This window comes from Pseudomonas sp. QL9 (genome assembly GCF_041409665.1).
Lineage (GTDB): Bacteria > Pseudomonadota > Gammaproteobacteria > Pseudomonadales > Pseudomonadaceae > Pseudomonas > Pseudomonas knackmussii.
The window spans coordinates 5,145,527-5,166,225 of sequence record NZ_CP166971.1; the positions used below are offsets into that span (position 1 = coordinate 5,145,527).

Sequence of the window (20,699 nt, forward strand, 5' to 3'; positions counted from 1 at the left end):
GCGCCCTGAGGCGCCGGTTCGTTTTCGGCTGCGCGCCGTTCAGCGGTTGCCGAGCAGGGCCTCAAGCTTCTCCTGGTCGCGGGCGAACAGGCGGATGCCTTCGGCCAGCTTCTCGGTGGCCATGGCGTCTTCGTTGTGCTGCCAGCGGAAGGCGCTTTCGTCGAGCACCTGGCGCGGCTCGCCACCGCCCGGCTGCAGGTTGCGCGGCAGCTCGCCCTGGGTGTCGGCCAGTTGCTGGATCAGCTCGGGGCTGATGGTCAGGCGATCGCAGCCGGCTAGTTGCTCGATCTGCCCGAGGTTGCGGAAGCTCGCGCCCATTACTACGGTGCGGTAGCCGTTGGCCTTGTAGTAGCGATAGATGCGGGCAACCGACTGTACGCCCGGGTCTTCGGCGCCGATGTAATCGCGGTTGTTGGCCTTCTTGTACCAGTCGTAGATGCGGCCGACGAAGGGCGAGATCAGGAACACGCCGGCGTCGGCGCAGGCTGCGGCCTGGGCGAAGGAGAACAGCAGGGTCAGGTTGGTCTGGATGCCGTCGCGCTCCAGTTGTTCGGCGGCGCGGATGCCTTCCCAGGTGGCGGCGATCTTGATCAGCACGCGGTCCTTCGCCACGCCCTGTTCGGCATAGAGCTCGATCAGGCGGCGGGCGCGAGCCAGGGTGTCTGCGGTATCGAATGACAGGCGCGCATCGACTTCGGTGGAAACACGCCCCGGAATTACTCCGAGGATGTCCTTGCCTACCGCCACGGCAAAGCGGTCGCAAGCCAGCCCGGTATCGCCGCCACTGGACGCGGTGGCGCGCGCGAGGTGCTCGGCGTAACGGGGCAGGGCTGCCGCCTTCAGCAGCAGCGAGGGGTTGGTGGTGGCATCCACCGGCTTCAGGCGGGCAATGGCGTCGAAATCACCGGTATCGGCAACGACGGTGGTGTACTGCTTCAGTTGTTCCAGCTTGGAGGTCATGGCAGGTCTTCCGTTTGCGATGCCACGACCTTACCCGAGCGCAATCCCGCGCTCAACGGGACTTAGCGCCCCGCGAGAAGTTCGACGGCCTGGTCGAATACCTGCAGTGGATCGGCGGCCTTGTGCACGTCCACCGAAAGCAGCTGGCGGAAGCGTCGCGCACCCGGGAAACCCTGGCCGAGGCCCAGCACATGGCGGGTGACGTGGTGCATCGCGCCGCCTTCGGCGATGTGCCGTTCGATGTAGGGGCGCAGGGTCCGCAGGGCGTCGGCGCGGCTGATGGCCGGCGTCTGCGCGCCGTACAGTTCGGCATCCACCTGCGCCAGCAGATAGGGGTTGTGATAAGCCTCGCGGCCGAGCATGACGCCGTCGAAGGTCTTCAGGTGCTCGCGACACTCCTCCAGGGTCTTGATGCCGCCGTTGAGGATGATCTCCAGGTCCGGGAAATCCTGCTTGAGCTGGGCAGCGACGTCGTAGCGCAGTGGCGGAATCTCGCGGTTTTCCTTGGGCGACAGGCCTTCGAGGATGGCGATGCGGGCATGCACGGTGAAGCTGCGGCAGCCGGCCTCGCGGACCTGGCCGACGAAATCGCAGAGCTCGGCGTAGCTGTCGCGGCCGTTGATGCCGATGCGGTGCTTGACCGTCACTGGAATCTCCACGGCATCGCGCATCGCCTTGACGCAATCGGCCACCAGTGCCGGGTGGGCCATCAGGCAGGCGCCGATCATGTTGTTCTGCACGCGGTCGCTGGGGCAGCCGACGTTCAGGTTGACCTCGTCATAGCCGGCCTCCTGGGCCAGGCGTGCTGCAGCCGCAAGATCCGCCGGCGAACTGCCGCCAAGCTGCAGGGCCAGCGGGTGTTCGCATTCGTCATGGCGCAGGAAGCGCGCGGCATCGCCATGCAGCAGCGCACCGGTGGTGACCATCTCGGTGTAGAGCAGGGCATGGCTCGACAGCTGGCGCAGAAAGTAACGACAGTGACGGTCGGTCCAATCCATCATCGGCGCCACGGAGAAGCGGCGAGAGGGTTCGGGGCGAGTGCTGGCGGGCGTGGGGGCGATCGGGGTGGTCATGCAGGTGTCTGTTCTGGGCCGCTCAGTGCCTTGGCGCGCGAGAGCGGGGAAAGCGGAGCGCAGTCTGTCGGGCAGACTGCGACGAAACGGTCGCCAGTCTAACAGGAATCGCTCCTCCCCGAGCGCAGGAGCCCCGACGGTCGCGCTAGACTTGCCGGCAATATTTCAAGGAGACAATGGCATGGAGCTTCCCCCGCACATCGGCGCCAACGACCGCGTGGTTCTTTTCGACGGTGTCTGTCGCCTGTGCAATGGCTGGAGCCAGTTCCTCATCCGCCGCGACAGCGCTGGAGCAATTCGCCTGTGCAGCGTGCAGTCGCCTCAGGGCCAGGCGATCCTTGCTTGGTTCGACCTGCCCATCGATCACTTTGACACCATGCTCTACGTCGAGGGCGCCCGTGCTTTCGAAAAGAGCGACGCCTTCCTCGCCGTGATCGCCCAGCTTCCAGGGCCCTGGCGCCACCTGCGTTGGTTGCGCGTGTTGCCGCGTTGGCTGCGCGATTGGTGCTACGACCGTATCGCGCAGAATCGCTACGCGCTGTTCGGCCGCTACGAACAGTGCCTGCTGCCCGCGGTGGAGCATCGTGGTCGCTTCCTCGACCAGGGCTGATCGAAGCTGGCCGCAAACGCCCGCCACTTCCGACTAAGGGACGATAGCCGCGCCCGGCGAATCGTCGCCTAATGATTAGGACAAAAATAATCAGGGCCAGCGCCAATCCCGCTCCAGGGTTTGGTCGACGGTCGGAAAGGTGCCCTCATGGACCCCGCGCGTTCTCGTCTTTTCCTCGTTCTTTCCCTGCAAACCACCGGACTCCTGCTGCTGCTCATCGCCCTGGCGCTCGGCGGCTGGCCGTTATCGTTGTGCCTGTTGCTGGGTGCTGCCTTGCTCTGGCTGCCGTGGTTTGTCGGTAATCGGCGCCCTGTGCCGGGCGCGCCACCTTCGACGCAGGAGCTTGCTGCCCTGACCCGCGACCTATCGCATGGCACCAGCCATAACGCGTTGTCCGCCGCCGGCGTGTCCTATTCGGTGCAGCGCCTGGTCGAGCGGCTGGAGTCGCAATTGGCCGCCGCCGAGCAGATCGTTGGCAGCGCCGAGGTGATGATCCATACCGAGCGCGCCACTTCGAACCTTGCCCGGCAGGCGACCGACGCTGCCGTTCAGGCTCGTGTCGGCAGCGATGCCGGGCGAGCCGAGCTGCAGCAGGCCATCGCCCGCATGCACCAGCTGAGCAGCCGCGCGCGTGCGAGCCGCGAGCTGATCGAGGCGCTCAACCAGCGCGGCGAGGAAATCCAGCGGGTGGCGCATGTGATTCAGTCGATCGCCAACCAGACCAACCTGCTGGCGCTCAATGCCGCCATCGAAGCGGCCCGCGCCGGCGAGCATGGCCGGGGCTTCGCGGTGGTTGCCGAGGAAGTTCGCGGCCTGGCAGGGCGTACTGCCGAGGCCACCGACGAGGTTGGTCTGATGGTCGAGGAAATCCAGCAGCGCACCGCCGAAGTGGCCGAGCAGATCCGCGAGTTGGCCAGCGATCTCGACGCAGGTGTCGCCCAGGTCGAACACACCGGGCTCCAGCTGGAAGGTATCGCGGGGCTGGCCGCCGGGGTCGAGCGGCAGATCACCGAGATTGCCGAGGGTGCCGAGATCAACCGCCACCAACTGGACAGCCTGTTCGCCGCGGTCGAGCGCATGCGCGGCGACCTGCGTGTGAGCGACGAGCAGACCCACCGCCTGGCGGATGCCGCTGTGCACCTGGAGGCGCAGGCCGAGGCGATCAGCGAGCGCCTGGCCGAAGTCGGTCTGGACGACTATCACCAGCGCATCTATGACCTGGCTCGCGAGGGCGCGTCGGCAATTGGGGCGCGCTTCGCCGCGGATATCGATGACGGCCGCATTTCCTTGGACGATTTGTTCGACCGCAACTATCAGCCGGTGCCTGGCACCGACCCGCAGAAGTACGGCACGCGCTTCGATCGCTACACCGACGAGGTGCTGCCGCGCATCCAGGAAGACCTGCTGCAACGTCATGAGGGCCTGGTGTTCGCCATCGCCTGTACCGCTGAGGGCTACGTGCCGACCCACAACCGCGCGTTCGCCCAGGCGCCGATAGGCGACCCCGAGGTGGATCGTCTGAAAAGCCGCAGCAAGCGCCTGTTCGACGACCGCACCGGCATCCGCTGCGGCAGCCACCAGCAGGCGCTGCTGCTGCAGACCTACTGCCGTGACACGGGCGAGCTGATGCATGACCTTTCCGTGCCGATCTTCGTCAATGGTCGCCATTGGGGCGGCCTGCGCATGGGCTATCGGCCGGAGAGCATGCCGCTGAGCGATACGCCGGCGCTGAGCAGCCCGGTCCGCCGCGAAGCCGCCGTCGGGCGTTAATTCCGCCAGATGTACCAAGGCCGCGCCTCCCAAAAAGGGGCGCGGCCTCTTCATTGCGGAATGAAAAAAGCCGCGCAGGAGTGGGGCGCGGCTGAAGGCGGCAGATCCCGGGAGAAGCCTGCCGAAACGCTGAGCTCAGTGGTGGCCGCAGAGGGCGTCGCGGCCGCGTTCGCCGAGGATGTTGAACAGCAGGTTGAGCAATACGGCCCAGATCGCAGTCATGGCTATGCCGCTATGGGTGATCGGTTCCATCCAAGCGGGCAGGGCGGCGAAGAAGTCCGGGCGTACCACCGGGACCATGCCCATACCGATGCTCACCGCCACCAGCAGCTGGTTGCGCCGGTCGACGATGTCCACCTCGTGGAGAATGCGGATGCCGCTGGCGGCGACCATGCCGAACATGGCGATGCCGGCGCCGCCGAGCACTGCCGGCGGGATCGAGGCGACAACGTAGGCGGCTTTCGGCAGCAGGCTGAGCAGGATCAGGAATCCGCCGGCTGCCACCGTGACGAAGCGGCTGCGCACGCCGGTCATCTGCACCAGGCCGATGTTCTGGGCGAACGAGGAGTGGGTGAAGGTGTTCATGAAGCCGGCGAAGAACGAGGCCGTGGCGTCGCACAGCAGGCCGCGGCGCAGGCGCTTGGGGCAGATCTCGTCGCCGGTGATCTTGCCCAGGGCGAGGAACATGCCGGTGGACTCGACGAAGATGATCAGCACCACCAGGCACATCGACAGCACCGGCGCGAGGTGGAAGGAGGGCGCGCCGAAGTGCAGCGGGGTGACCACCTCGAACAGCGGGCGCGCGTCCATGCCGGACAGGTCGACCATGCCCATGGCGCTGGCGACGATGTAGCCCAGCAGCATGCCGATGAGCACCGAGACGTTGGTCCAGAAGCCTTTCAGGAAGCGGTTGACCAGCAGGATGGCGGCCAGCACCAGGCTGGACAGGAACAGGTATTCCAGGGCGCCGAAGTGGGCCGCGCCCTTGCCGCCGCCAGCCCAGTTGATCGCCACCGGGAACAGGCACATGCCGATGGAGGTGATCACGGTGCCGGTCACCAGCGGCGGGAAGAAGCGCACGATGCGGCTCATGAAGGGCGCGATGAGCATGCCGAAGAAGCCGGCGGCGATGGTCGCGCCGAAGATGCCGTCGATGCCCACGCCGGGCATCCCGGCCATGGCCACCATGCTGCCGACGGCGGCGAAGCTGGCGCCCATCATCACCGGCATGCGGATGCCGACCGGGCCGATGCCGAGCGACTGCACGACAGTGGCGATGCCGGCGACCAGCAGGTCGGCGTTGATCAGGAAGGCGATTTCATCGCGGGACAGACCGGCGGCCTGGCCGACGATCAGCGGGACGGCCACGGCGCCGCCGTACATCAGGAGCACGTGCTGGAAACCCACCAGCAGCAGTTGCAGCAACGGCAGACGCTGATCGGCAGGGGAGCCGGCAGCGCGGCGCTCAGTTACCTCGGACATGCAACACCTCGATTTTTATTGTTGTGTCACGGTGGGCGCCGAGCGGGTCGGCGACCGGGTATCACTGGCTCGCGACACCCCCGGGGCCGTGCGGGTGAAGCGGTGCGGGACTTTATAGCGGCGATATGTATTCCGTTCAATATGTTTTTGTATACAACTATCTGGTCGGCGTGTGGCTGGTCGGTTCCGCATCGCTCTAGCACGCGCGATCCGAGGGCTGGCGCGATGTAGCCGTAGGTCGGGTGAGGCTACGTTTTTGCTTCAGCGCTCGCGTGCTCTCGTAGGAGCGAGCTTGCTCGCGAACAGTGCCCGGCCACCGCCCTCCAACCCGTCATCCCCGCGAACGCGGGGAACCAGGGACCTTCGTCAGCCGCTACACAATGGCGCCGCTGGATTCCCGCATTGGCGGGAACGGCGGGGGCTTTGGGCATCCGGGCGGTTCGCGAGCAAGCTCGCTCCTACACAGGCACCACCCTCTGGTTCGCCGGACACAAAAAAACCGCGCCCTAAGGCGCGGTTTCCTGTGTTGCGTGCGTCAGCTCAATTCGTCTGGGCGCCCTTGGCGATCCAGGAGCCGAGCAGGTTGCGCTCGTCCTGGGTCATCTGGGTGATGTTGCCCAGCGGCATCACCTGGGAGGCCACGGCCAGGGCCTGGATCTTCGCGGCCTGGGCCTGGATCTGCTGCGGCGTGTCGAACATCACGCCAGCCGGGGCGGCGCTGAACATCGGGCTGGTCGGCTTGGCCGAGTGGCAGACCTGGCAGCGCTCCTGGATCACGTGATGAACCTTGTCGAAATCCGCATCGCTGCCGGGGTTGGTCGCTTGTGCCTGAGCCGGAGCGGCAGGGGCGGCAGCCTTCTCGGCGTCTTCCTTGGCTTGCTCGGCGGCCGTCTTGCCACCGATGGCGGTGGCCGGAAGCGGCTGGTACTCGATCTTCGCCGGTGCGCTGGCAGCGGTCGGTGCGCTGATCGGCGTCGGTGCGGTGACGAAGGCCAGGGCGATCATGCCGACCGCGCCGGCGGGCAGCGCCCAGGCCATGCCGTTACCGTTGTGGCGGGTGTTGAAGTAGTGCCGCACGATCACCGCCAGCGCCGCGATGCACGCCAGGATCAGCCAGTTGTAGTGGCTGCCGTAGGTGCTCGGGAAGTGGTTGCTGATCATGATGAACAGCACCGGCAGGGTGAAGTAGTTGTTGTGGCGCGAGCGCAGCAGGCCCTTGGCCGGCAGCACCGGATCGGGCTCGCGGCCTTCCTCGATGGCTTTCACCAGGGCGCGCTGGGCCGGCATGATCACCCGGAACACGTTGCCGACCATGATGGTGCCGATGATCGCGCCGACGTGCAGGTAGGCGCCGCGGCCGCTGAACACCTGGCTCAGCAGATAGGCGGCGAGCACCAGCAGGGCGAACAGGATGGCGCCAAGCAGGCCGGGGGTCTTGCCCAGGGGCGAGTCGCACAGGGTGGAGTAGACGAACCAGCCGGCGACCAGCGAACCGATGCCGATGGCGATGGCCGCGGCCGGCGCCAGATCGCTACCGGGCGCGATCAGGTACAGGGTCGGGTTCAGGTAGAAGACGATGGTTAGCAGGCAGATGCCCGACATCCAGGTGGAGTAGGCCTCCCATTTGAACCAGTGCAGGTTGTCCGGCATCTTCGGCGGCGCCAGCTTGTACTTCTCCAGGTGGTAGATGCCGCCACCGTGGATCGCCCAGAGGTCACCGGAAAGCCCTTCGCGCGGGTTGACCCGGTTGAGGTTGTTTTCCAGCCAGACGAAGTAGAACGAGGCACCGATCCAGGCGATGCCGACGATCATGTGAACCCAGCGAACCAGCAGGTTCGCCCATTCGATGAGATGTGCTTCCACAGTTCTTTACCTCTCGCCCACCCGCGGTTGCCCGCCGGCGGACCTCTCTTATTAGTTTAGTTGGGGGTCGAGGAGGAGCTGTTCGTCCTCGGTGAAGAAATGCTCGTCGCAGTTGTTGCCAGAACCGCTGCGATCGACCACCAGGAAGTCATCCCGCTTTTCGATCGTCAGCACCGGGTGGTGCCAGACGCCGCGGTGGTAGTTGATGCCCTGCTTTCCGTTGCTCCGGAAGGCGCGGACAAGACCCGGTACAGGTGCATCGCCAAGGGGCGCGACCACGACCAGAAAGGGGTTGCCGAGCAGCGGAATGAAGGCCTGGCTGCCCAGCGGGTGACGCTCCAGCATGCGGATGCGCAGCGGCATCTCGAGCGCTTCGGCGCTGAAGATGCTGATGATCGCGCTGTCTTCCGGCTGCGCCGTCTCGACGGTAGCGAGGCGGTGATAGCGGCGGGTGGAGCCGTTGTTGATCATGAAGTAGTCGCTGCCTTCGGTTTCGATGACATCACCGAACGGGGCGAAGGCTTCCTTGGTCAACGGCTCGATCTTCAGGGTACGCATGGCTGGTCTGCTTGTGTTCGTTGTTCGTGGGTTCGTCATCCCCGCGAACGCGGGGACCCAAAGTCTCTGGGCTCCCGCGTTCGCGGGAGTGACGGTGTTTCGCTTACTTCGCCACCTTGCCGAACAGGCGCAGACGGCTGACGCCGCCGTCCGGGAAAATGTTCAGGCGGACGTGGGTGATCGGGCCGAGTTCCTTGATCTGCTCGATGAAGGTGTGCTCGCTGTGCATCTGCAGCTTCTGGCTCGGCAGCAGCTCGCGCCAGTACAGGCTTTGCGTGGCGATCTGGCTGTCGGTGCCGCCCTTCACGAAGGCGCCCTGGATGCTGCAGCTTTCCGGATAGTTGCCCTTGAAGTGCAGGGTGTCGACGACGATCTGCTCGACGATGCCGGCGTGGCCCAGCGCCACGATCACCCAGTCGTTGCCCGGGGTGCGGCGGCGGCCGGTTTCCCAGCCGTCGCCCATGTTCACGCCACGGCCCGGGTTGAGGATGTTGCTCATGCGGCCGAAGTGTTCGTCGGAGCAGGCGAGGGCGCGGCCGCCGTTCAGCGCGGCGGCGAGGTCGACCTGCTCGTTCGGGTCCTGCTTCGCCCAGTCACGGAACGGGATGCCATGCACGCGCAGGCGCGCCACGCCGCCGTCCGGATAGATGTTCAGGCGCAGGTGGGTGTAGGGACGGTCGTCATTGATCTCGTGGTAGTGGTGGCTGTTGCCCTGCAGCTCTACGGAGGGCAGCACTTCGGTCCACTGGGTGTCTTCGTTCGGATCGCCTTCGACGACGAAGCAGCCGTCGATGGAGGCCGACGGCGGGAAGTTGCCAGTAAAGAAGCTGGTGTCGATGTCCACGCCCTTGATCGAGCCCGGCACGCCCAGGCGGATCACCGCGTGGTCATAGCCCTCGAAGCGCTTGCGGCGGGATTCCCAGCCGTCCATCCACTTGCCGTTGTCGTCGAACACGCCTTCCTTCCAGACGGCGGGGGTGGGCTGCAGCATGCGGTTGGCGGCGGCGAACCATTCGTCGGTGACGCTGATCACCTTGCTCCCCAGGCGCTCGTCGGCCAGGTTGACGAATTTCTCGAAGGGAGCGTTGTAGCTTCTCATCTTGTTCTCCTTGGTGACGGTGAATTCCGGCTGCGCGCTTCAGAGCTGCTGCAGACGGAACATCGCGATCTTGTTGATCTCGGCCAGGGCGGTCTGGAACTCCTGCTCCGGCGTGTTGTGGATGCGCTCCTCGAAGGCCGCGAGGATCTGGTGGCGGTTGCTGCCCTTCACCGCCTTGATGAAGGGGAAGCCGAACTTGGCCTTGTAGGCGTCGTTGAGTTCATTGAAGCGGGCGAACTCCTCGGCGGTGCATTCGTGGATACCGGCGCCGGCCTGCTCGGAGGTGCTGGAGGCGGTCAGTTCGCCGCGCACGGCGGCTTTGCCGGCGAGGTCCGGGTGGGCGTTGATCAGTGCCAGCTGGGCTTCATGGCTGGCCGACAGGAGGATGTCGGCCATGCGCTGCTGCAGCGCCTCGATATCGTTGAGGCTGGCGTCGACGCCGATGTCGTAGGCCTTTTCGGCGACCCACGGCGAGTGCTCGTAGATGTCGGCGAAGGCGGCGACGAAGGCGGCGCGGTCGAGGCTGGCCGGGGTCAGGGTCTGGAAGCGGCTCATGCCTGGCTCTCCTTGAAGGGGTGTTTTTCGTGCCAGTGGCGGGCGATGTCGACGCGGCGGGTGATCCAGACCTTCTCGTGGCCCTTCACGTACTGGATGAAGCGCTCCAGCGCGGCCAGGCGCGCCGGGCGGCCCAGCAGGCGGCAGTGCATGCCGATGGAGAGCATCTTCGGTGCGCCCTCGGCGCCTTCGGCGTAGAGCACGTCGAAGGCGTCCTTGAGGTACTCGAAGAAGTCGTCGCCCTTGTTGAAGCCCTGCACCTGGGTGAAGCGCATGTCATTGGTGTCCAGGGTGTAGGGAATCACCAGGTGCGGCTTCTCGGCGGTGCTCGCCGGGTCCCAGTAGGGCAGGTCGTCGTCGTAGGTGTCGGAGTCGTAGAGGAAGCCGCCTTCCTCGCGCACCAGGCGCCGGGTGTTCGGGCCGGTGCGGCCGGTGTACCAGCCTTGCGGGCGCTCGCCGGTCAGCTCGGTGAGGATGCGGATGGCTTCGAGCAGGTGCTCGCGCTCCTGTTCCTCGGCCATGTACTGGTAGTCGATCCAGCGATAGCCGTGGCTGCAGATCTCGTGGCCGGCGGCGACCATTGCCTTGATCACGTCCGGATGGCGCTGGGCGGCCATGGCGACGGCGAAGACGGTCAGCGGCAGGTCGTACTTCTTGAACAGCTTGAGCAGGCGCCACACGCCGGCGCGGCTGCCGTATTCATAGAGGGATTCCATGCTCATGTTGCGCGCGCCCTGCAGCGGCTGGGCGGCGACCATCTCGGAGAGGAAGGCCTCGGACTCCTTGTCGCCGTGCAGGATGCAGCGCTCGCCGCCTTCCTCGTAGTTGAGGACGAAGGACAGCGCGATGCGGGCGTCGCCCGGCCAGTGCGGATGGGGAGGGTTGTCGGCGTAACCGATCAGGTCGCGTGGGTAGTCAGCGCTCACTGCAGTGTTCCTTCTTGTTGGGGGCGGTGCGGTTGGCCTAGAGGGCTTTGCGCAACCCTAGTGCGGAACATTGTATACAAGTTGTGTGGCGGTATGTAAATACAATCCTGCTCGCGAGAATCACCGGTCATCCGTTGACCACTGCCCTCAGCGATAAGCAAGGAACTTGCCTGTTCGGTCAGTTGCGGCGTCTACGCACATCATGGTGGCTGGGCTGCAGCGAAATGGTGCAGCGCTGGATGAGCGGGCGCTGTGCGAGTGCGTGGCGATATTTTTGTATACAATGTTTCGGTGATGTCGTATGGTCCTTCCCATCAACCGCTGCTGCACCAGCCTCAGGCTGTGCGGAGCGTTCCGCAACCGCTAGACATCGAGAGGAGGAAGGCATCGGTCGGTCACACCGGCGATGCCGAGAGCCCATGGGACGTTTGACGACGCACGTACTGGATTCCGCCCACGGCTGCCCTGGCCATGGCATCAAGGTCGAGCTGTACCGCGTGGAAGGCCAGCAGCTGGAGCTGATCGCCACCCGCGTGACCAACGGCGACGGCCGCTGCGACGAGCCGCTGCTGCAGGGCGAGGACTTCCGCGCCGGGGTCTACCAGCTGCAGTTCAATGCTGGCGACTACTACCGCGCTCGCGGTGTGCAGCTGCCGCAGCCGGCCTTCCTCGACCAGGTGGTGCTGCGCTTCGGCATCGCCTCGGAAAGCGACCATTACCACGTGCCGCTGCTGATTTCGCCGTACAGCTATTCGACCTATCGCGGCAGCTAGCCCGCCGCGACACCCGGCTTCCCTCGGACTCTTCGTGGAGTCTTTAACAGCCCGCCTCGATGGCGGGCTTTTTTGTGCGCGATGAAAAAGCATTCGCGAGCAAGCTCGCTCCTACAGGCGGAACCGCTTTTGCGTAGGAGCGAGCTTGCTCGCGAACGGGGTGTGAAGGGATCAGCGACTGAGCAGCGAAGCCCCGCCTGCCGTAGCGAAGAGCGCAGCGCTGCCACGGTTGAACCAGGCCTGGCCCTTGCCCGAGCGCAGGAAGCGCGCCGCGCCCTGGGCAGTGAGGCCGTAGAACAGCTTGCAGGCGAAGTCGAGGACGGCCCAGGTGAGGATCATCACCAGCAACTGCTGCCACAGCGGATGGTCGGCCTTGAGGAACTGCGGCAGGAAAGCGGCGAAGAACAGGATGTCCTTGGGATTGCTCGCACCCAGGCCGAAGGCTTTCCAGAACAGGCTGCGGAAGCCCGGGTTGACCGGCTGCTCCTCGACGGTGCCGGGCCGCGCCGCGACCCGCGAGGCTTTCCAGCTCTGCCAGGCGAGGTAGAAGAGGTAGAGCGCGCCGAGGGTCTTTAGCACGCTGAACAGCTTTTCGGACGCCAGCAGCAGGGCGCCGAGGCCGAGCGCGGAGGCACTAAGCAGGCAGATCGAGGCGCTGACCCCGCCGAGGAAGGCCGGCAGCGAACGGCGCAGGCCGTAGTTGAGGGTGTTGCTGATCATCAGCAGCGACAGCGGGCCGGGAATCAGGATGACGATCAGGGCGGCGCTGCTGAAGAGCAGCCAGGTTTCCAGGTTCATCGCGGTGCTCTCGCAAATGCAAAGGCCCCGACGCAAGCGCCGGGGCCGGGGAAGGGCTGCGGCCAGACTACAGGAAGATGAACTTGGCTACAAATATCAGGCAGAGTGCATACAGGCTTGGCGTTACATCCTTCTGGCGGCCGGTGAAGACCTTCATCACCACGTAGGTCACGAAGCCCAGGGCGATGCCGTCGGCGACCGAGAAGGTCAGCGGCATCATGATCACGGTGACGATGGCCGGGATGGTCTCGGTGTGTTCCTTCCAGTCGATGTGGGCGAGGCCGCCCATCATCAGCATGGCCACGTAGATCAGCGCGCCGGCGGTGGCGTAGGCGGGGATCATGCCGGCCAGCGGGGCGAAGAACATGGCGGCGATGAACAGTGCGCCGACGGTCACCGCGGTCAGGCCGGTACGGCCGCCGGCGGCGACGCCCGCGGCGCTTTCCACGTAGCTGGTCACCGGCGGTACGCCGAGCACCGCGCCGACCACGCTGGAGGCGCTGTCGGCCTTCATCGCCTTGGACAGGTTCTCGATGCGGCCGTCGTCACGCACCAGGTGTGCGCGCTGCGCCACGCCCATCAGGGTGCCGGCAGTGTCGAACATGTGCACGAAGAGGAAGGCCAGGATCACGCTGACCATGGTCACGTTGAAGGCGCCGGAAATGTCCATGGCCAGGAAGGTCGGCGCCAGGCTCGGCGGCATCGAGAACACGCCGCCGAACTTCACCAGGCCCAGGCCGATGCCGGCCACGGTGACGGTGAGGATGCTGATGAGGATGCCGCCGAACACGCGGCGGTACTCGAGTACGGCGATCATCAGGAAGCAGATCGCCGCCAGCAGCGGGCCGGGCTTGGTCAGGTCGCCGACATGTACCAGGGTCGCCGGGTTGGCTACCACGATGCCGGCGGTCTTCAGGCCGATCAGGCCGAGGAACAGGCCGACACCGGCGCCCATGGCGAAGCGCAGGCTTGGCGGAATGCTGTTGAGCAGCCATTCGCGGATGCGCGAGAAGGTCAGGATCATGAACAGCACGCCGGAGATGAACACCGCGCCCAGCGCGATCTCCCAGCTGTAGTTCATGGTCTTGACCACGGTGTAGGTGAAGAAGGCGTTGAGGCCCATGCCCGGCGCCAGGCCCACCGGCCAGTTGGCGTACAGGCCCATGAGGAAGCAGCCCAGCGCAGCGGCCAGGCAGGTGGCGACGAAGGCGGCGCCGTGGTTCACGCCGGCGTCGGCCATGATGTTCGGGTTGACGAAGATGATGTAGGCCATGGTGATGAAGGTCGTCAGGCCTGCGGCCAGTTCTGTCTTCACCGTGGTGCCGTGCAGGCTGAGCTTGAACAGGCGTTCGAGCAGGCCGCTGGCGGGTGGGCTGGATGAATAGGCTTGTTGTTCTTGTTTGGTGCTTTCCACAGCGGGTACTCCTCAACGCTTTTGTTGTAGGTCCTTGCCGTCGGCTGGTTCACCTGTCCCTTGCGCAACGGAAGGTTGTGAGGGTTGCGTTTTTCTGACTGAGAGGTCAGGAAATCACGCCGTGGATTATGCGGTTGTATACAAAAAAATCAAATAATGTTTCGTACGTTTTCGAGGCGCCCTTACAAACAATTTCTCAGACGATTTCCTCCGAATCGCCGCCAGGAATGCGTCGGGACTGACGCGTAATGCGGCGAATTCCGCGGCAGAGGGCGGATGCGCGGTACTGGGCGTTTTGTGTACACTGATGGCCATCATTTCGTCGTGCCCGGCGCCCGGTGCGGACAATCGCACCCAGCCGCCGCCCAGCCCACAAGGTTCCGCACCCCATGACCGACCCGTTGCAACAGATCAAGAAGCAGCCGCGCAATGGCAAGAGCCGCACCGGCACGCAGGACGAGATCGTCTACGCGCACATCTTCGACGCCATCCTCGAACAGCGCCTGGCGCCCGGCACCAAGCTGAGCGAAGAGGCCCTGGGGGAAATCTTCGGTGTCAGCCGCACCATCATCCGCCGCGCGCTGTCACGCCTGGCTCATGAGCAAGTGGTGCTGCTGCGTCCCAACCGTGGCGCGGTGGTGGCCAGCCCGAGCATCGACGAAGCGCGGCAGATCCTCTTTGCCCGCCGTACCGTCGAGCGCGCCATCACCGAACTGGCCGTGGACAACGCCAGCGCCGAGCCGCTGGCCGAGCTGCGCGAGATGGTGGCGCAGGAACAGGCCAGCTTCGCCCGCGGTGACCGCGGCGCCGGTATCCGCCTGTCCGGCGAGTTCCACCTCAAGCTCGCCGAGATGGCGAAGAACGCCCCGCTGGTGAGCTTCCAGCGCAGCCTGGTGTCGCAGACCTCGCTGATCATCGCCCAGTACGAGGCGGGCGGCCGTTCGCACTGCTCGTTCGACGAGCACAACGAAATCCTCGATGCCATCGAGAAGGGCGAGAAGGAAAAGGCCGTGACCCTGATGATGCACCACATGGCGCACATCGATGACAAGCTGAACCTGGAAGGCGACAGCGCTTCCGGCGACCTGCACGCGGTGTTCTCGCACCTGCTCTCGGGCAAGAAGAAGGGCGGTCGCGCGGCGGGCTCGCGTTAAGCTTCTCGCCCATGAATGAGCCCCGCTTAGGCGGGGCTCTTTGTTTGGCGTTGGAGAGGTTGTCCTGTAGGAGCGGATCTTATCCGCGAGAATCCCGCACACCGATGCTCCCTGTAGGAGCGCGCCATGCGCGCGATTCGCGGCCATGGGCCGCTCCTACATGTCTTTATCTCTGGCCTGAATGAAAAACGCCGTTTCCCCGAAGGAGAAACGGCGTTTTCGTTTGCCCGGCTCGACGCTATCAGTCGCCGCGATACTCGCAGCCACTGGTGCAGGTCTCGTGCACGCGTACGCGCGACAGCTCCGGCAGCAGCGGTTTGACCTGTTGCCAGATCCAGCGCGACAGGTTCTCGCTGGTGGGGTTTTCCAGGCCGGGGATATCGTTCAGGTAGTTGTGGTCGAGCTGTTCGTAGATCGGCTTGAAGATCTGCTTGATCTCCGAGAAGTCGCGAATCCAGCCGGTATACGGATCGACGTCGCCCTCGATGTACAGGGCCACGCGGAACGAATGGCCGTGCAGGCGGCCGCACTTGTGGCCCTCCGGCACATGGGGCAGGCGGTGGGCGGACTCGAATACAAACTCTTTGAACAATTCCACGAAGATTGACCTATGAATCAGAAGCCGAAGGCTTGGAGCGGAAAGAGCGGCGCAAATTATACCCGTTTTGTGTACAGGGCAGGGCGCCCGTCTGCCGGCAGGTCGCCCGTGGCCTCAGCGGGTCAGCTGCACCTCGACCTTCTCGCCCTCGCGGACCGTCAGCGTCGACAGCACGAACACGCCCACGGTGGACGGGCCGCTGGTGCCTGAGACTTCCCAGTTCACCTGGCAGGTCAGGTAGTAGCGGCCGGCCGGCACCTGGACGAAGTTGAAGTTGCCATTGCTGTCGGCGCGGACCTGGCGCGTATAGGCACGAGCCCGCGGGTCGGGCGCGGTGATCGGGCGCTGTTCGGTGTAGGCCTGGAGGAGGGGCTTCATGTAGTCGGTCGCCGGGATCAGCGAGACTTCCTGGCCGGCCGCCGGCTTGATGTTGCCGGCGCGGTTCTTGGCGAAGGCGCGGCCGCTGACGTGCGCGGTGCCGTAGGTGGCGAGCGCCTGGTACTCGGCCGCGGGGAACTCGCCGTAGTCGATCGGGCGGCCGCGATTGGGCGAGATGCAGCCCGTCAGGGCGAGTACGGCGAGGAACACGACAAGCTGACGCATGGACCTTCTCCTCGGGCTGGTTGCCGCACGCCGGTGGGTGAATGCTGCGGCCTGCCGGAAAAGATAGCCGATGCCCGGTCTATTTCAGGTCCAGCCGCCGGGCCAGGCGATTCAGGTTCGCCCGGTCGACGCCCAGCTCTCGAGCAACGGCCGCCCAGTTGCCTGAATGGCGTTGCAGGCTGGCGGCGATCAGCTGGCGCTGGAAGGCGTCCAGCGCCGGGCGCAATTCGCCGGCCGCTGCCGGTACGCTGAGGCGCGGCAGCTCATCGTTGGCACCAACGGGCGAAGGCAGGGCCTGTTCGAGGTCCAGGTCGCTGCTTTCCAGCGTTAGGATGCGCGGTCGCTCGGGGCTCGCCGCCAGGGCCTTGAGCGAGGCGCGGCCGATCAGGTGCTCCAGTTCGCGGACGTTGCCCGGCCAGGGGTAGGCGAGCAGCGCGGCCTGGGCTTGTGCGCTCAGGCGCAGGCTACGCAGGCCGAGGCGCGGGCGGTTCTGTTCGAGGAAGTAGCCGGCCAGCAGGAGGATGTCGTTGCCCCGTTCGCGCAGCGCCGGCACGCGCAGCGGGTAGACGCTCAGGCGATGGTAGAGGTCGGCGCGGAAGCGTCCGGCGCGCACTTCTTCGGCCAGGTCGCGGTTGGTCGCGGCGATCAGGCGCACGTCCACATGGTGCTCGCGGTCCGAGCCCAGGCGCTGCAGCTGGCCGCTCTGCAGCACGCGCAGCAACTTGGCCTGGATCGCCAGCGGCAGTTCGCCCACTTCATCGAGGAACAGGGTGCCGCCGTCGGCCAGCTCGAACTTGCCGCGGCGCTCGCCGACCGCGCCGGAGAAGGCGCCACGCACGTGGCCGAACAGTTCGCTCTCCACCAGGGTTTCCGGCAGTGCCGCGCAGTTCAGGCTGACCAGCGGCTGGGCGTGGCGCAGCGACTGCTGGTGGATCGCCTGGGCCACCAGTTCCTTGCCGACGCCGGTCTCGCCGGTGACCAGCACGCTGAGGTCGCTGCCGGCGACCAGCTGGATCTCGTCGACCAGCTGGCGATGCGCCGGGCTCTGCCCGATCAGCTCGCGCGGGGTTTCGCCGGCGGCGCGCTGGTAGGCATCGGCGCGCTGCTGTTCCTGCTCGGCGCGGCGGGTCAGGTCGAGCATGCGCTGGTTGGCCTTGACCGTGGCGGCCGCCAAGCTGGCGAAGGCCTGCAGGTTGTCCAGGTCGCCACCGGAGAAGCGTCCGGGCTCCAGGGCGTCGAGGGTCAGCAGGCCCCAGGGCTGTTCGTCGAGGTACAGCGGGCAGCCCATGCAGTCGTGCACTTCGAGGTGGCCATGGACACCCTCCACCAGACCGTCATAAGGGTCGGGCAGGCCGCAGTCGGCGCCGAACAGCGTCGGCTCCGGGCGTTCGAGCAGGGCCCGCAGGCGCGGGTGCTCGGCAATCTTGAAGCGGCGGCCGAGGGTGTCCGGACTCAGCCCGTCCACGGCCAGCGGCACCAGTTGTTCGCCTTCCAGGCGCAGCAGCGCGCTGGCATCGCAGGGCAGCAGCTGGCGCAGCGCTTCCAGCAAGCGGCGATAGCGCTCCGCCTCTGGCAGTTCGCGGGACAGGTCGTCGACCAGGGGCAGCAGGGTGGCGAGCAGCGGGTTGCTGGTCATTTTGACCTCGTGCAGTCGAATTGACTCGAAATGGCGCGGGTCATTATGACCTCTTCTCGTCTGGAAGTCCCGTAAATACTGGCTCGCACGGATGGCACGGTTCCTGAAACAGCACAGGCAGACCCCAACCCGTCTTGCGCTCCAAGGAGATACGCATGCTGTCCCAAGAACACCGCACCCTGATCAAGGCCACCGTCCCGCTGCTGGAAACCGGCGGTGAAGCCCTGACCCAGCACTTCTACAAGATGATGCTGAGCGAATATCCCGAAGTGCGCCCGCTGTTCAACCAGGCCCACCAGGCCTCCGGCGACCAGCCGCGGGCCCTGGCCAACGGCGTGTTGATGTATGCCCGTCACATCGACGAGCTGGAGCAACTCGGCCCGCTGGTGGCGCAGATCGTCAACAAGCATGTCGCCCTGCAGATCCTCCCGGAACACTATCCGATCGTTGGTGCCTGCCTGCTGCGCGCCATCCGTGAAGTGCTCGGCGCGGAAATCGCCACCGACGCGGTGATTGCCGCCTGGGCCGCGGCCTACCAGCAACTGGCCGACATCCTGATCGGCGCCGAGGAATCCGCCTACGCCAAGAACGAGGCCGATAAGGGCGGCTGGCGCGGCGCCCGCCGTTTCCGTGTCACCGGCAAGGTGGCCGAGAGCGAGGAGATCACCTCCTTCTACCTGCAGCCGGTCGATGGCGGTGCGCTGCTCGACTTCCAGCCCGGCCAGTACATCGGTCTGCGTCTGGTGCTGGACGGCGAGGAAGTGCGCCGCACCTATTCGCTGTCGGCTCCGGCCAACGGCCGCGAGTACCGCATCAGCGTCAAGCGCGAGCCCGAAGGCAAGGTCTCCAACTACCTGCATGACGAACTTCACGAAGGCGACGAGCTGGACCTGTTCCCGCCGGCCGGCGAATTCGTCCTGCGCGACAGCGACAAGCCGGTTGCCCTGATCACCGCCGGTGTCGGCATCACCCCGGCGCTGGCCATGCTGCAGCGCGCGCTGGATGCCGGCCGCGTGGTGCACTTCATCCACTGTGCCCGCCACGGCGGCGTGCACGCCTTCCGCGAGTTCATCGAGCGCCAGGCGAGCAAGCACCCGCAGCTACTGCACTTCTTCTGCTACAGCGAACCGCGTGAAACCGACCAGGCGCATGCCGAGGGCTTCCTCAGCCAGCAACTGCTGGGCGAGTGGCTGCCGGCCGAGCGCGACCTGGACGCCTACTTCCTCGGTCCCAAACCCTTCATGGCCCAGGTGAAACGCCACCTGCGCGAGCTGGGCGTGCCCGAGGCGCAGAGCCACTACGAGTTCTTCGGCCCGGCCAGCGCGCTGGAGGCCTGATGCAATGCCGGCCGGCCCAGGTGGGCCGGCCATCCTTACCGGAGGTGTGTGATGAAAGGCTTCTTCGCTTGTCCGCAACGCAACCTGAGTCATTCCAGCAGCCTGCTCGGCGCGGGTGTCGCCATGCTGCTGGGTGGGATCTTCGGCGCCTATTTCATCGACCAGTACCTGGCGCTGCCGGCCCTGGTCGCGGCCCACGGCCTCACCATCCTCGGTCCGACTTCGATCAAGCTTGGCTACGTGCTGCGCCTGATCGCCCAGCGCCAGATGCGCGAGCCTCAGTGGGAGCAGTGCTGTGCTGTTGCTTGATCGCCGTGTGCTGCTGGCGATCCCGCCGCTGTGGCGGCTGGGCTTTCGCCCCTTCTTCCTGGGTGGCGCGCTGTTCGCCGCTCTCGCGGTGCCGCTCTGGCTCGCCGCGCTCTTCGGTTTGCCGGGTTGGCAGCCGCTGGGCGGATGGCTGGGCTGGCATCGCCACGAAATGGTGTTCGGCTTCGCGCTGGCGATAGTCGCCGGATTCCTGCTTACCGCCGTGCAGAACTGGACCGGGCGGCCGGGGCTGAATGGCTCGCCGCTGCGCGTCCTGGCCGGCCTCTGGCTGGCGGCTCGACTGGCCTGGTTGCTGGGAGCGCCCTGGTGGCTGGCTGCTGCGCTTGAGCTTGCGTTCGCACCGGCCTTGGCCTGGTTCGTCGGCCGCAGCCTGGTGCAGGTGCGCCAGGTTCGAAACTACCCGGTGCTGGCCGTTCTTCTGATGTTCACCTTGGCCGATGCCGAAGTCATGGCCGGATTGGCCCGCGGCAACGAGACCTGGCAACGCGGCGGCGTGTTCGCTGCGCTCTGGCTGGTGGCGGCGCTGATGACGCTGATCGGCGGGCGGGTGATTCCCTTCTTCACCCAGCGCGGCCTTGGGCGCACGGCGCAGGTGCCGGCCTGGCCGTGGCTGGACTGGGTGCTGTTCCTCGGCACTTTGCTGCTCGCGCTGCTGAGTGCGCTGGGCCTGACGCTGCAGCCGGGCCCGTTACTGGCGCCGTTGTTCGGCCTGTTGGCAACCGGTCATCTGCTGCGCCTGGGGCGCTGGTACGACCGCGACCTCTGGCGCGTGCCGCTGCTCTGGTCGCTGCACCTGGCCTATTCCTGGATGGCCGTAGCGCTGGTCGGTCTGACGCTCTCGGCGCTGTCGTTCGGCATTCCGTCGAGCCTGCCGCTGCACGCGCTGACGCTGGGCGGCATCGGCGGACTGATCCTCGCCATGATCGCCCGCGTCACCCTCGGTCATACCGGTCGGGCGCTACAACCACCGGCGGCGATGGGCTGGGCCTTCGTCTTGCTCAACCTTGGCGTGGCGGCGCGGGTGCTGCTGGTGCCCTGGATGCCGCTGGCCGGCCTGATACTCGCGGCGCTTTGCTGGGCCTCGGCCTTCCTGGTCTTCGCCTGGTACTACGGGCCGATGCTGTGGTCCGCCCGTGCGGATGGGCAGCCGGGGTAGAGATGGT

General features: G+C 66.0%; 20 protein-coding genes. 7 read left to right on the forward strand and 13 right to left on the reverse strand.

Annotated features, from left to right (window positions below; genetic code table 11):
* Positions 1 to 39: 39 nt before the first annotated feature.
* Both tal and dusA read right to left on the reverse strand, forming a co-directional pair.
* Positions 40 to 960 (reverse strand): transaldolase, encoded by a 921-nt coding sequence (gene tal / locus ACA097_RS23985; RefSeq protein WP_043253278.1) that lies wholly within the window; start codon positions 958 to 960, stop codon positions 40 to 42.
* Between the two features lie 62 nt (positions 961 to 1,022).
* Entirely contained in the window at positions 1,023 to 2,033 is a 1,011-nt protein-coding gene (dusA, locus tag ACA097_RS23990) for a tRNA dihydrouridine(20/20a) synthase DusA (RefSeq protein ID WP_371366449.1), read from the reverse strand.
* A 181-nt stretch (positions 2,034 to 2,214) separates the two neighbouring features.
* Here dusA and ACA097_RS23995 point away from each other — a divergent pair, with 181 nt between their 5' ends.
* Positions 2,215 to 2,643 carry a thiol-disulfide oxidoreductase DCC family protein gene (locus ACA097_RS23995; protein WP_043253276.1) on the forward strand — a complete coding sequence of 143 codons (429 nt, stop codon included), beginning with the start codon at positions 2,215 to 2,217 and terminating at the stop codon, positions 2,641 to 2,643.
* Positions 2,644 to 3,132: 489 nt separating this feature from the next.
* Positions 3,133 to 4,413, forward strand: a complete 1,281-nt coding sequence (locus ACA097_RS24000; protein ID WP_371370566.1) for a methyl-accepting chemotaxis protein — start codon at positions 3,133 to 3,135, stop codon at positions 4,411 to 4,413.
* A 135-nt stretch (positions 4,414 to 4,548) separates the two neighbouring features.
* Here ACA097_RS24000 and ACA097_RS24005 read toward each other — a convergent pair whose 3' ends face one another.
* The 6 genes from ACA097_RS24005 to puuE form a co-directional block, all read right to left on the reverse strand.
* Positions 4,549 to 5,895 carry a nucleobase:cation symporter-2 family protein gene (locus ACA097_RS24005; protein ID WP_043253274.1) on the reverse strand — a complete coding sequence of 449 codons (1,347 nt, stop codon included), beginning with the start codon at positions 5,893 to 5,895 and terminating at the stop codon, positions 4,549 to 4,551.
* A 540-nt stretch (positions 5,896 to 6,435) separates the two neighbouring features.
* Positions 6,436 to 7,758: a urate hydroxylase PuuD gene (locus ACA097_RS24010; protein ID WP_160287572.1), complete on the reverse strand. Its 1,323-nt coding sequence runs from the start codon at positions 7,756 to 7,758 to the stop codon at positions 6,436 to 6,438.
* Positions 7,759 to 7,809: 51 nt separating this feature from the next.
* Positions 7,810 to 8,316 carry an ureidoglycolate lyase gene (locus ACA097_RS24015; protein WP_043253272.1) on the reverse strand — a complete coding sequence of 169 codons (507 nt, stop codon included), beginning with the start codon at positions 8,314 to 8,316 and terminating at the stop codon, positions 7,810 to 7,812.
* A gap of 103 nt (positions 8,317 to 8,419) precedes the next feature.
* A complete protein-coding gene (gene alc / locus ACA097_RS24020) occupies positions 8,420 to 9,415 on the reverse strand; it encodes an allantoicase (protein ID WP_043253271.1) in 996 nt (331 codons plus the stop codon).
* Between the two features lie 39 nt (positions 9,416 to 9,454).
* Entirely contained in the window at positions 9,455 to 9,970 is a 516-nt protein-coding gene (uraD, locus tag ACA097_RS24025) for a 2-oxo-4-hydroxy-4-carboxy-5-ureidoimidazoline decarboxylase (RefSeq protein WP_043253270.1), read from the reverse strand.
* Complete coding sequence (gene puuE, locus ACA097_RS24030; RefSeq protein WP_043253269.1) at positions 9,967 to 10,896, reverse strand: allantoinase PuuE; 930 nt, start codon at positions 10,894 to 10,896, stop codon at positions 9,967 to 9,969. The genes uraD and puuE overlap by 4 nt, the downstream gene beginning before the upstream one ends.
* Positions 10,897 to 11,315: 419 nt before the next feature.
* Here puuE and uraH point away from each other — a divergent pair, with 419 nt between their 5' ends.
* Positions 11,316 to 11,669 carry a hydroxyisourate hydrolase gene (uraH, locus tag ACA097_RS24035; RefSeq protein ID WP_371366453.1) on the forward strand — a complete coding sequence of 118 codons (354 nt, stop codon included), beginning with the start codon at positions 11,316 to 11,318 and terminating at the stop codon, positions 11,667 to 11,669.
* Positions 11,670 to 11,840: 171 nt separating this feature from the next.
* On the opposite strand, the gene ACA097_RS24040 is transcribed toward uraH, so the two are convergent.
* Positions 11,841 to 12,467 carry a LysE family translocator gene (locus tag ACA097_RS24040; protein ID WP_043253267.1) on the reverse strand — a complete coding sequence of 209 codons (627 nt, stop codon included), beginning with the start codon at positions 12,465 to 12,467 and terminating at the stop codon, positions 11,841 to 11,843.
* Positions 12,468 to 12,534: 67 nt separating this feature from the next.
* On the reverse strand, positions 12,535 to 13,881 hold the full coding sequence (locus ACA097_RS24045) for an NCS2 family permease (RefSeq protein WP_043253266.1): 1,347 nt from the start codon (positions 13,879 to 13,881) through the stop codon (positions 12,535 to 12,537).
* Between the two features lie 389 nt (positions 13,882 to 14,270).
* Here ACA097_RS24045 and ACA097_RS24050 point away from each other — a divergent pair, with 389 nt between their 5' ends.
* Complete coding sequence (locus tag ACA097_RS24050) at positions 14,271 to 15,035, forward strand: GntR family transcriptional regulator (protein WP_043253265.1); 765 nt, start codon at positions 14,271 to 14,273, stop codon at positions 15,033 to 15,035.
* Between the two features lie 241 nt (positions 15,036 to 15,276).
* Here ACA097_RS24050 and queD read toward each other — a convergent pair whose 3' ends face one another.
* The 3 genes from queD to norR form a co-directional block, all read right to left on the reverse strand.
* On the reverse strand, positions 15,277 to 15,633 hold the full coding sequence (gene queD / locus ACA097_RS24055) for a 6-carboxytetrahydropterin synthase QueD (RefSeq protein ID WP_084166663.1): 357 nt from the start codon (positions 15,631 to 15,633) through the stop codon (positions 15,277 to 15,279).
* Between the two features lie 114 nt (positions 15,634 to 15,747).
* A complete protein-coding gene (locus ACA097_RS24060) occupies positions 15,748 to 16,236 on the reverse strand; it encodes a hypothetical protein (protein ID WP_043253263.1) in 489 nt (162 codons plus the stop codon).
* Between the two features lie 79 nt (positions 16,237 to 16,315).
* Positions 16,316 to 17,872 (reverse strand): nitric oxide reductase transcriptional regulator NorR, encoded by a 1,557-nt coding sequence (gene norR, locus ACA097_RS24065; protein ID WP_160287568.1) that lies wholly within the window; start codon positions 17,870 to 17,872, stop codon positions 16,316 to 16,318.
* A 155-nt stretch (positions 17,873 to 18,027) separates the two neighbouring features.
* Between norR and hmpA the strand changes: the two genes are divergently transcribed.
* From hmpA to ACA097_RS24080, 3 genes are read left to right on the forward strand one after another with little or no spacing between them, the layout of a single operon-like run.
* A complete protein-coding gene (gene hmpA / locus ACA097_RS24070) occupies positions 18,028 to 19,209 on the forward strand; it encodes an NO-inducible flavohemoprotein (protein WP_043253261.1) in 1,182 nt (393 codons plus the stop codon).
* Between the two features lie 51 nt (positions 19,210 to 19,260).
* Positions 19,261 to 19,518, forward strand: a complete 258-nt coding sequence (locus ACA097_RS24075) for a transmembrane sensor/regulator PpyR (protein ID WP_160287566.1) — start codon at positions 19,261 to 19,263, stop codon at positions 19,516 to 19,518.
* Positions 19,505 to 20,692 (forward strand): NnrS family protein, encoded by a 1,188-nt coding sequence (locus ACA097_RS24080; RefSeq protein WP_371366458.1) that lies wholly within the window; start codon positions 19,505 to 19,507, stop codon positions 20,690 to 20,692. Before ACA097_RS24075 ends, ACA097_RS24080 begins: the two co-directional genes overlap by 14 nt.
* Positions 20,693 to 20,699: the final 7 nt, after the last annotated feature.

What these genes read in the sequence shown, in the direction of transcription:
- tal (WP_043253278.1), bottom strand. Translation starts at nt 960, where the DNA reads ATGACCTCCAAGCTGGAACAACTGAAGCAGTACACCACCGTCGTTGCC.
- ACA097_RS24060 (WP_043253263.1), bottom strand. Translation starts at nt 16,236, where the DNA reads ATGCGTCAGCTTGTCGTGTTCCTCGCCGTACTCGCCCTGACGGGCTGC.
- ACA097_RS24015 (WP_043253272.1), bottom strand. Translation starts at nt 8,316, where the DNA reads ATGCGTACCCTGAAGATCGAGCCGTTGACCAAGGAAGCCTTCGCCCCG.
- ACA097_RS24000 (WP_371370566.1), top strand. Translation starts at nt 3,133, where the DNA reads ATGATCCATACCGAGCGCGCCACTTCGAACCTTGCCCGGCAGGCGACC.
- alc (WP_043253271.1), bottom strand. Translation starts at nt 9,415, where the DNA reads ATGAGAAGCTACAACGCTCCCTTCGAGAAATTCGTCAACCTGGCCGAC.
- ACA097_RS23995 (WP_043253276.1), top strand. Translation starts at nt 2,215, where the DNA reads ATGGAGCTTCCCCCGCACATCGGCGCCAACGACCGCGTGGTTCTTTTC.
- hmpA (WP_043253261.1), top strand. Translation starts at nt 18,028, where the DNA reads ATGCTGTCCCAAGAACACCGCACCCTGATCAAGGCCACCGTCCCGCTG.
- ACA097_RS24075 (WP_160287566.1), top strand. Translation starts at nt 19,261, where the DNA reads ATGAAAGGCTTCTTCGCTTGTCCGCAACGCAACCTGAGTCATTCCAGC.
- dusA (WP_371366449.1), bottom strand. Translation starts at nt 2,033, where the DNA reads ATGACCACCCCGATCGCCCCCACGCCCGCCAGCACTCGCCCCGAACCC.
- uraH (WP_371366453.1), top strand. Translation starts at nt 11,316, where the DNA reads ATGGGACGTTTGACGACGCACGTACTGGATTCCGCCCACGGCTGCCCT.
- norR (WP_160287568.1), bottom strand. Translation starts at nt 17,872, where the DNA reads ATGACCAGCAACCCGCTGCTCGCCACCCTGCTGCCCCTGGTCGACGAC.
- ACA097_RS24005 (WP_043253274.1), bottom strand. Translation starts at nt 5,895, where the DNA reads ATGTCCGAGGTAACTGAGCGCCGCGCTGCCGGCTCCCCTGCCGATCAG.
- ACA097_RS24040 (WP_043253267.1), bottom strand. Translation starts at nt 12,467, where the DNA reads ATGAACCTGGAAACCTGGCTGCTCTTCAGCAGCGCCGCCCTGATCGTC.
- uraD (WP_043253270.1), bottom strand. Translation starts at nt 9,970, where the DNA reads ATGAGCCGCTTCCAGACCCTGACCCCGGCCAGCCTCGACCGCGCCGCC.
- ACA097_RS24050 (WP_043253265.1), top strand. Translation starts at nt 14,271, where the DNA reads ATGACCGACCCGTTGCAACAGATCAAGAAGCAGCCGCGCAATGGCAAG.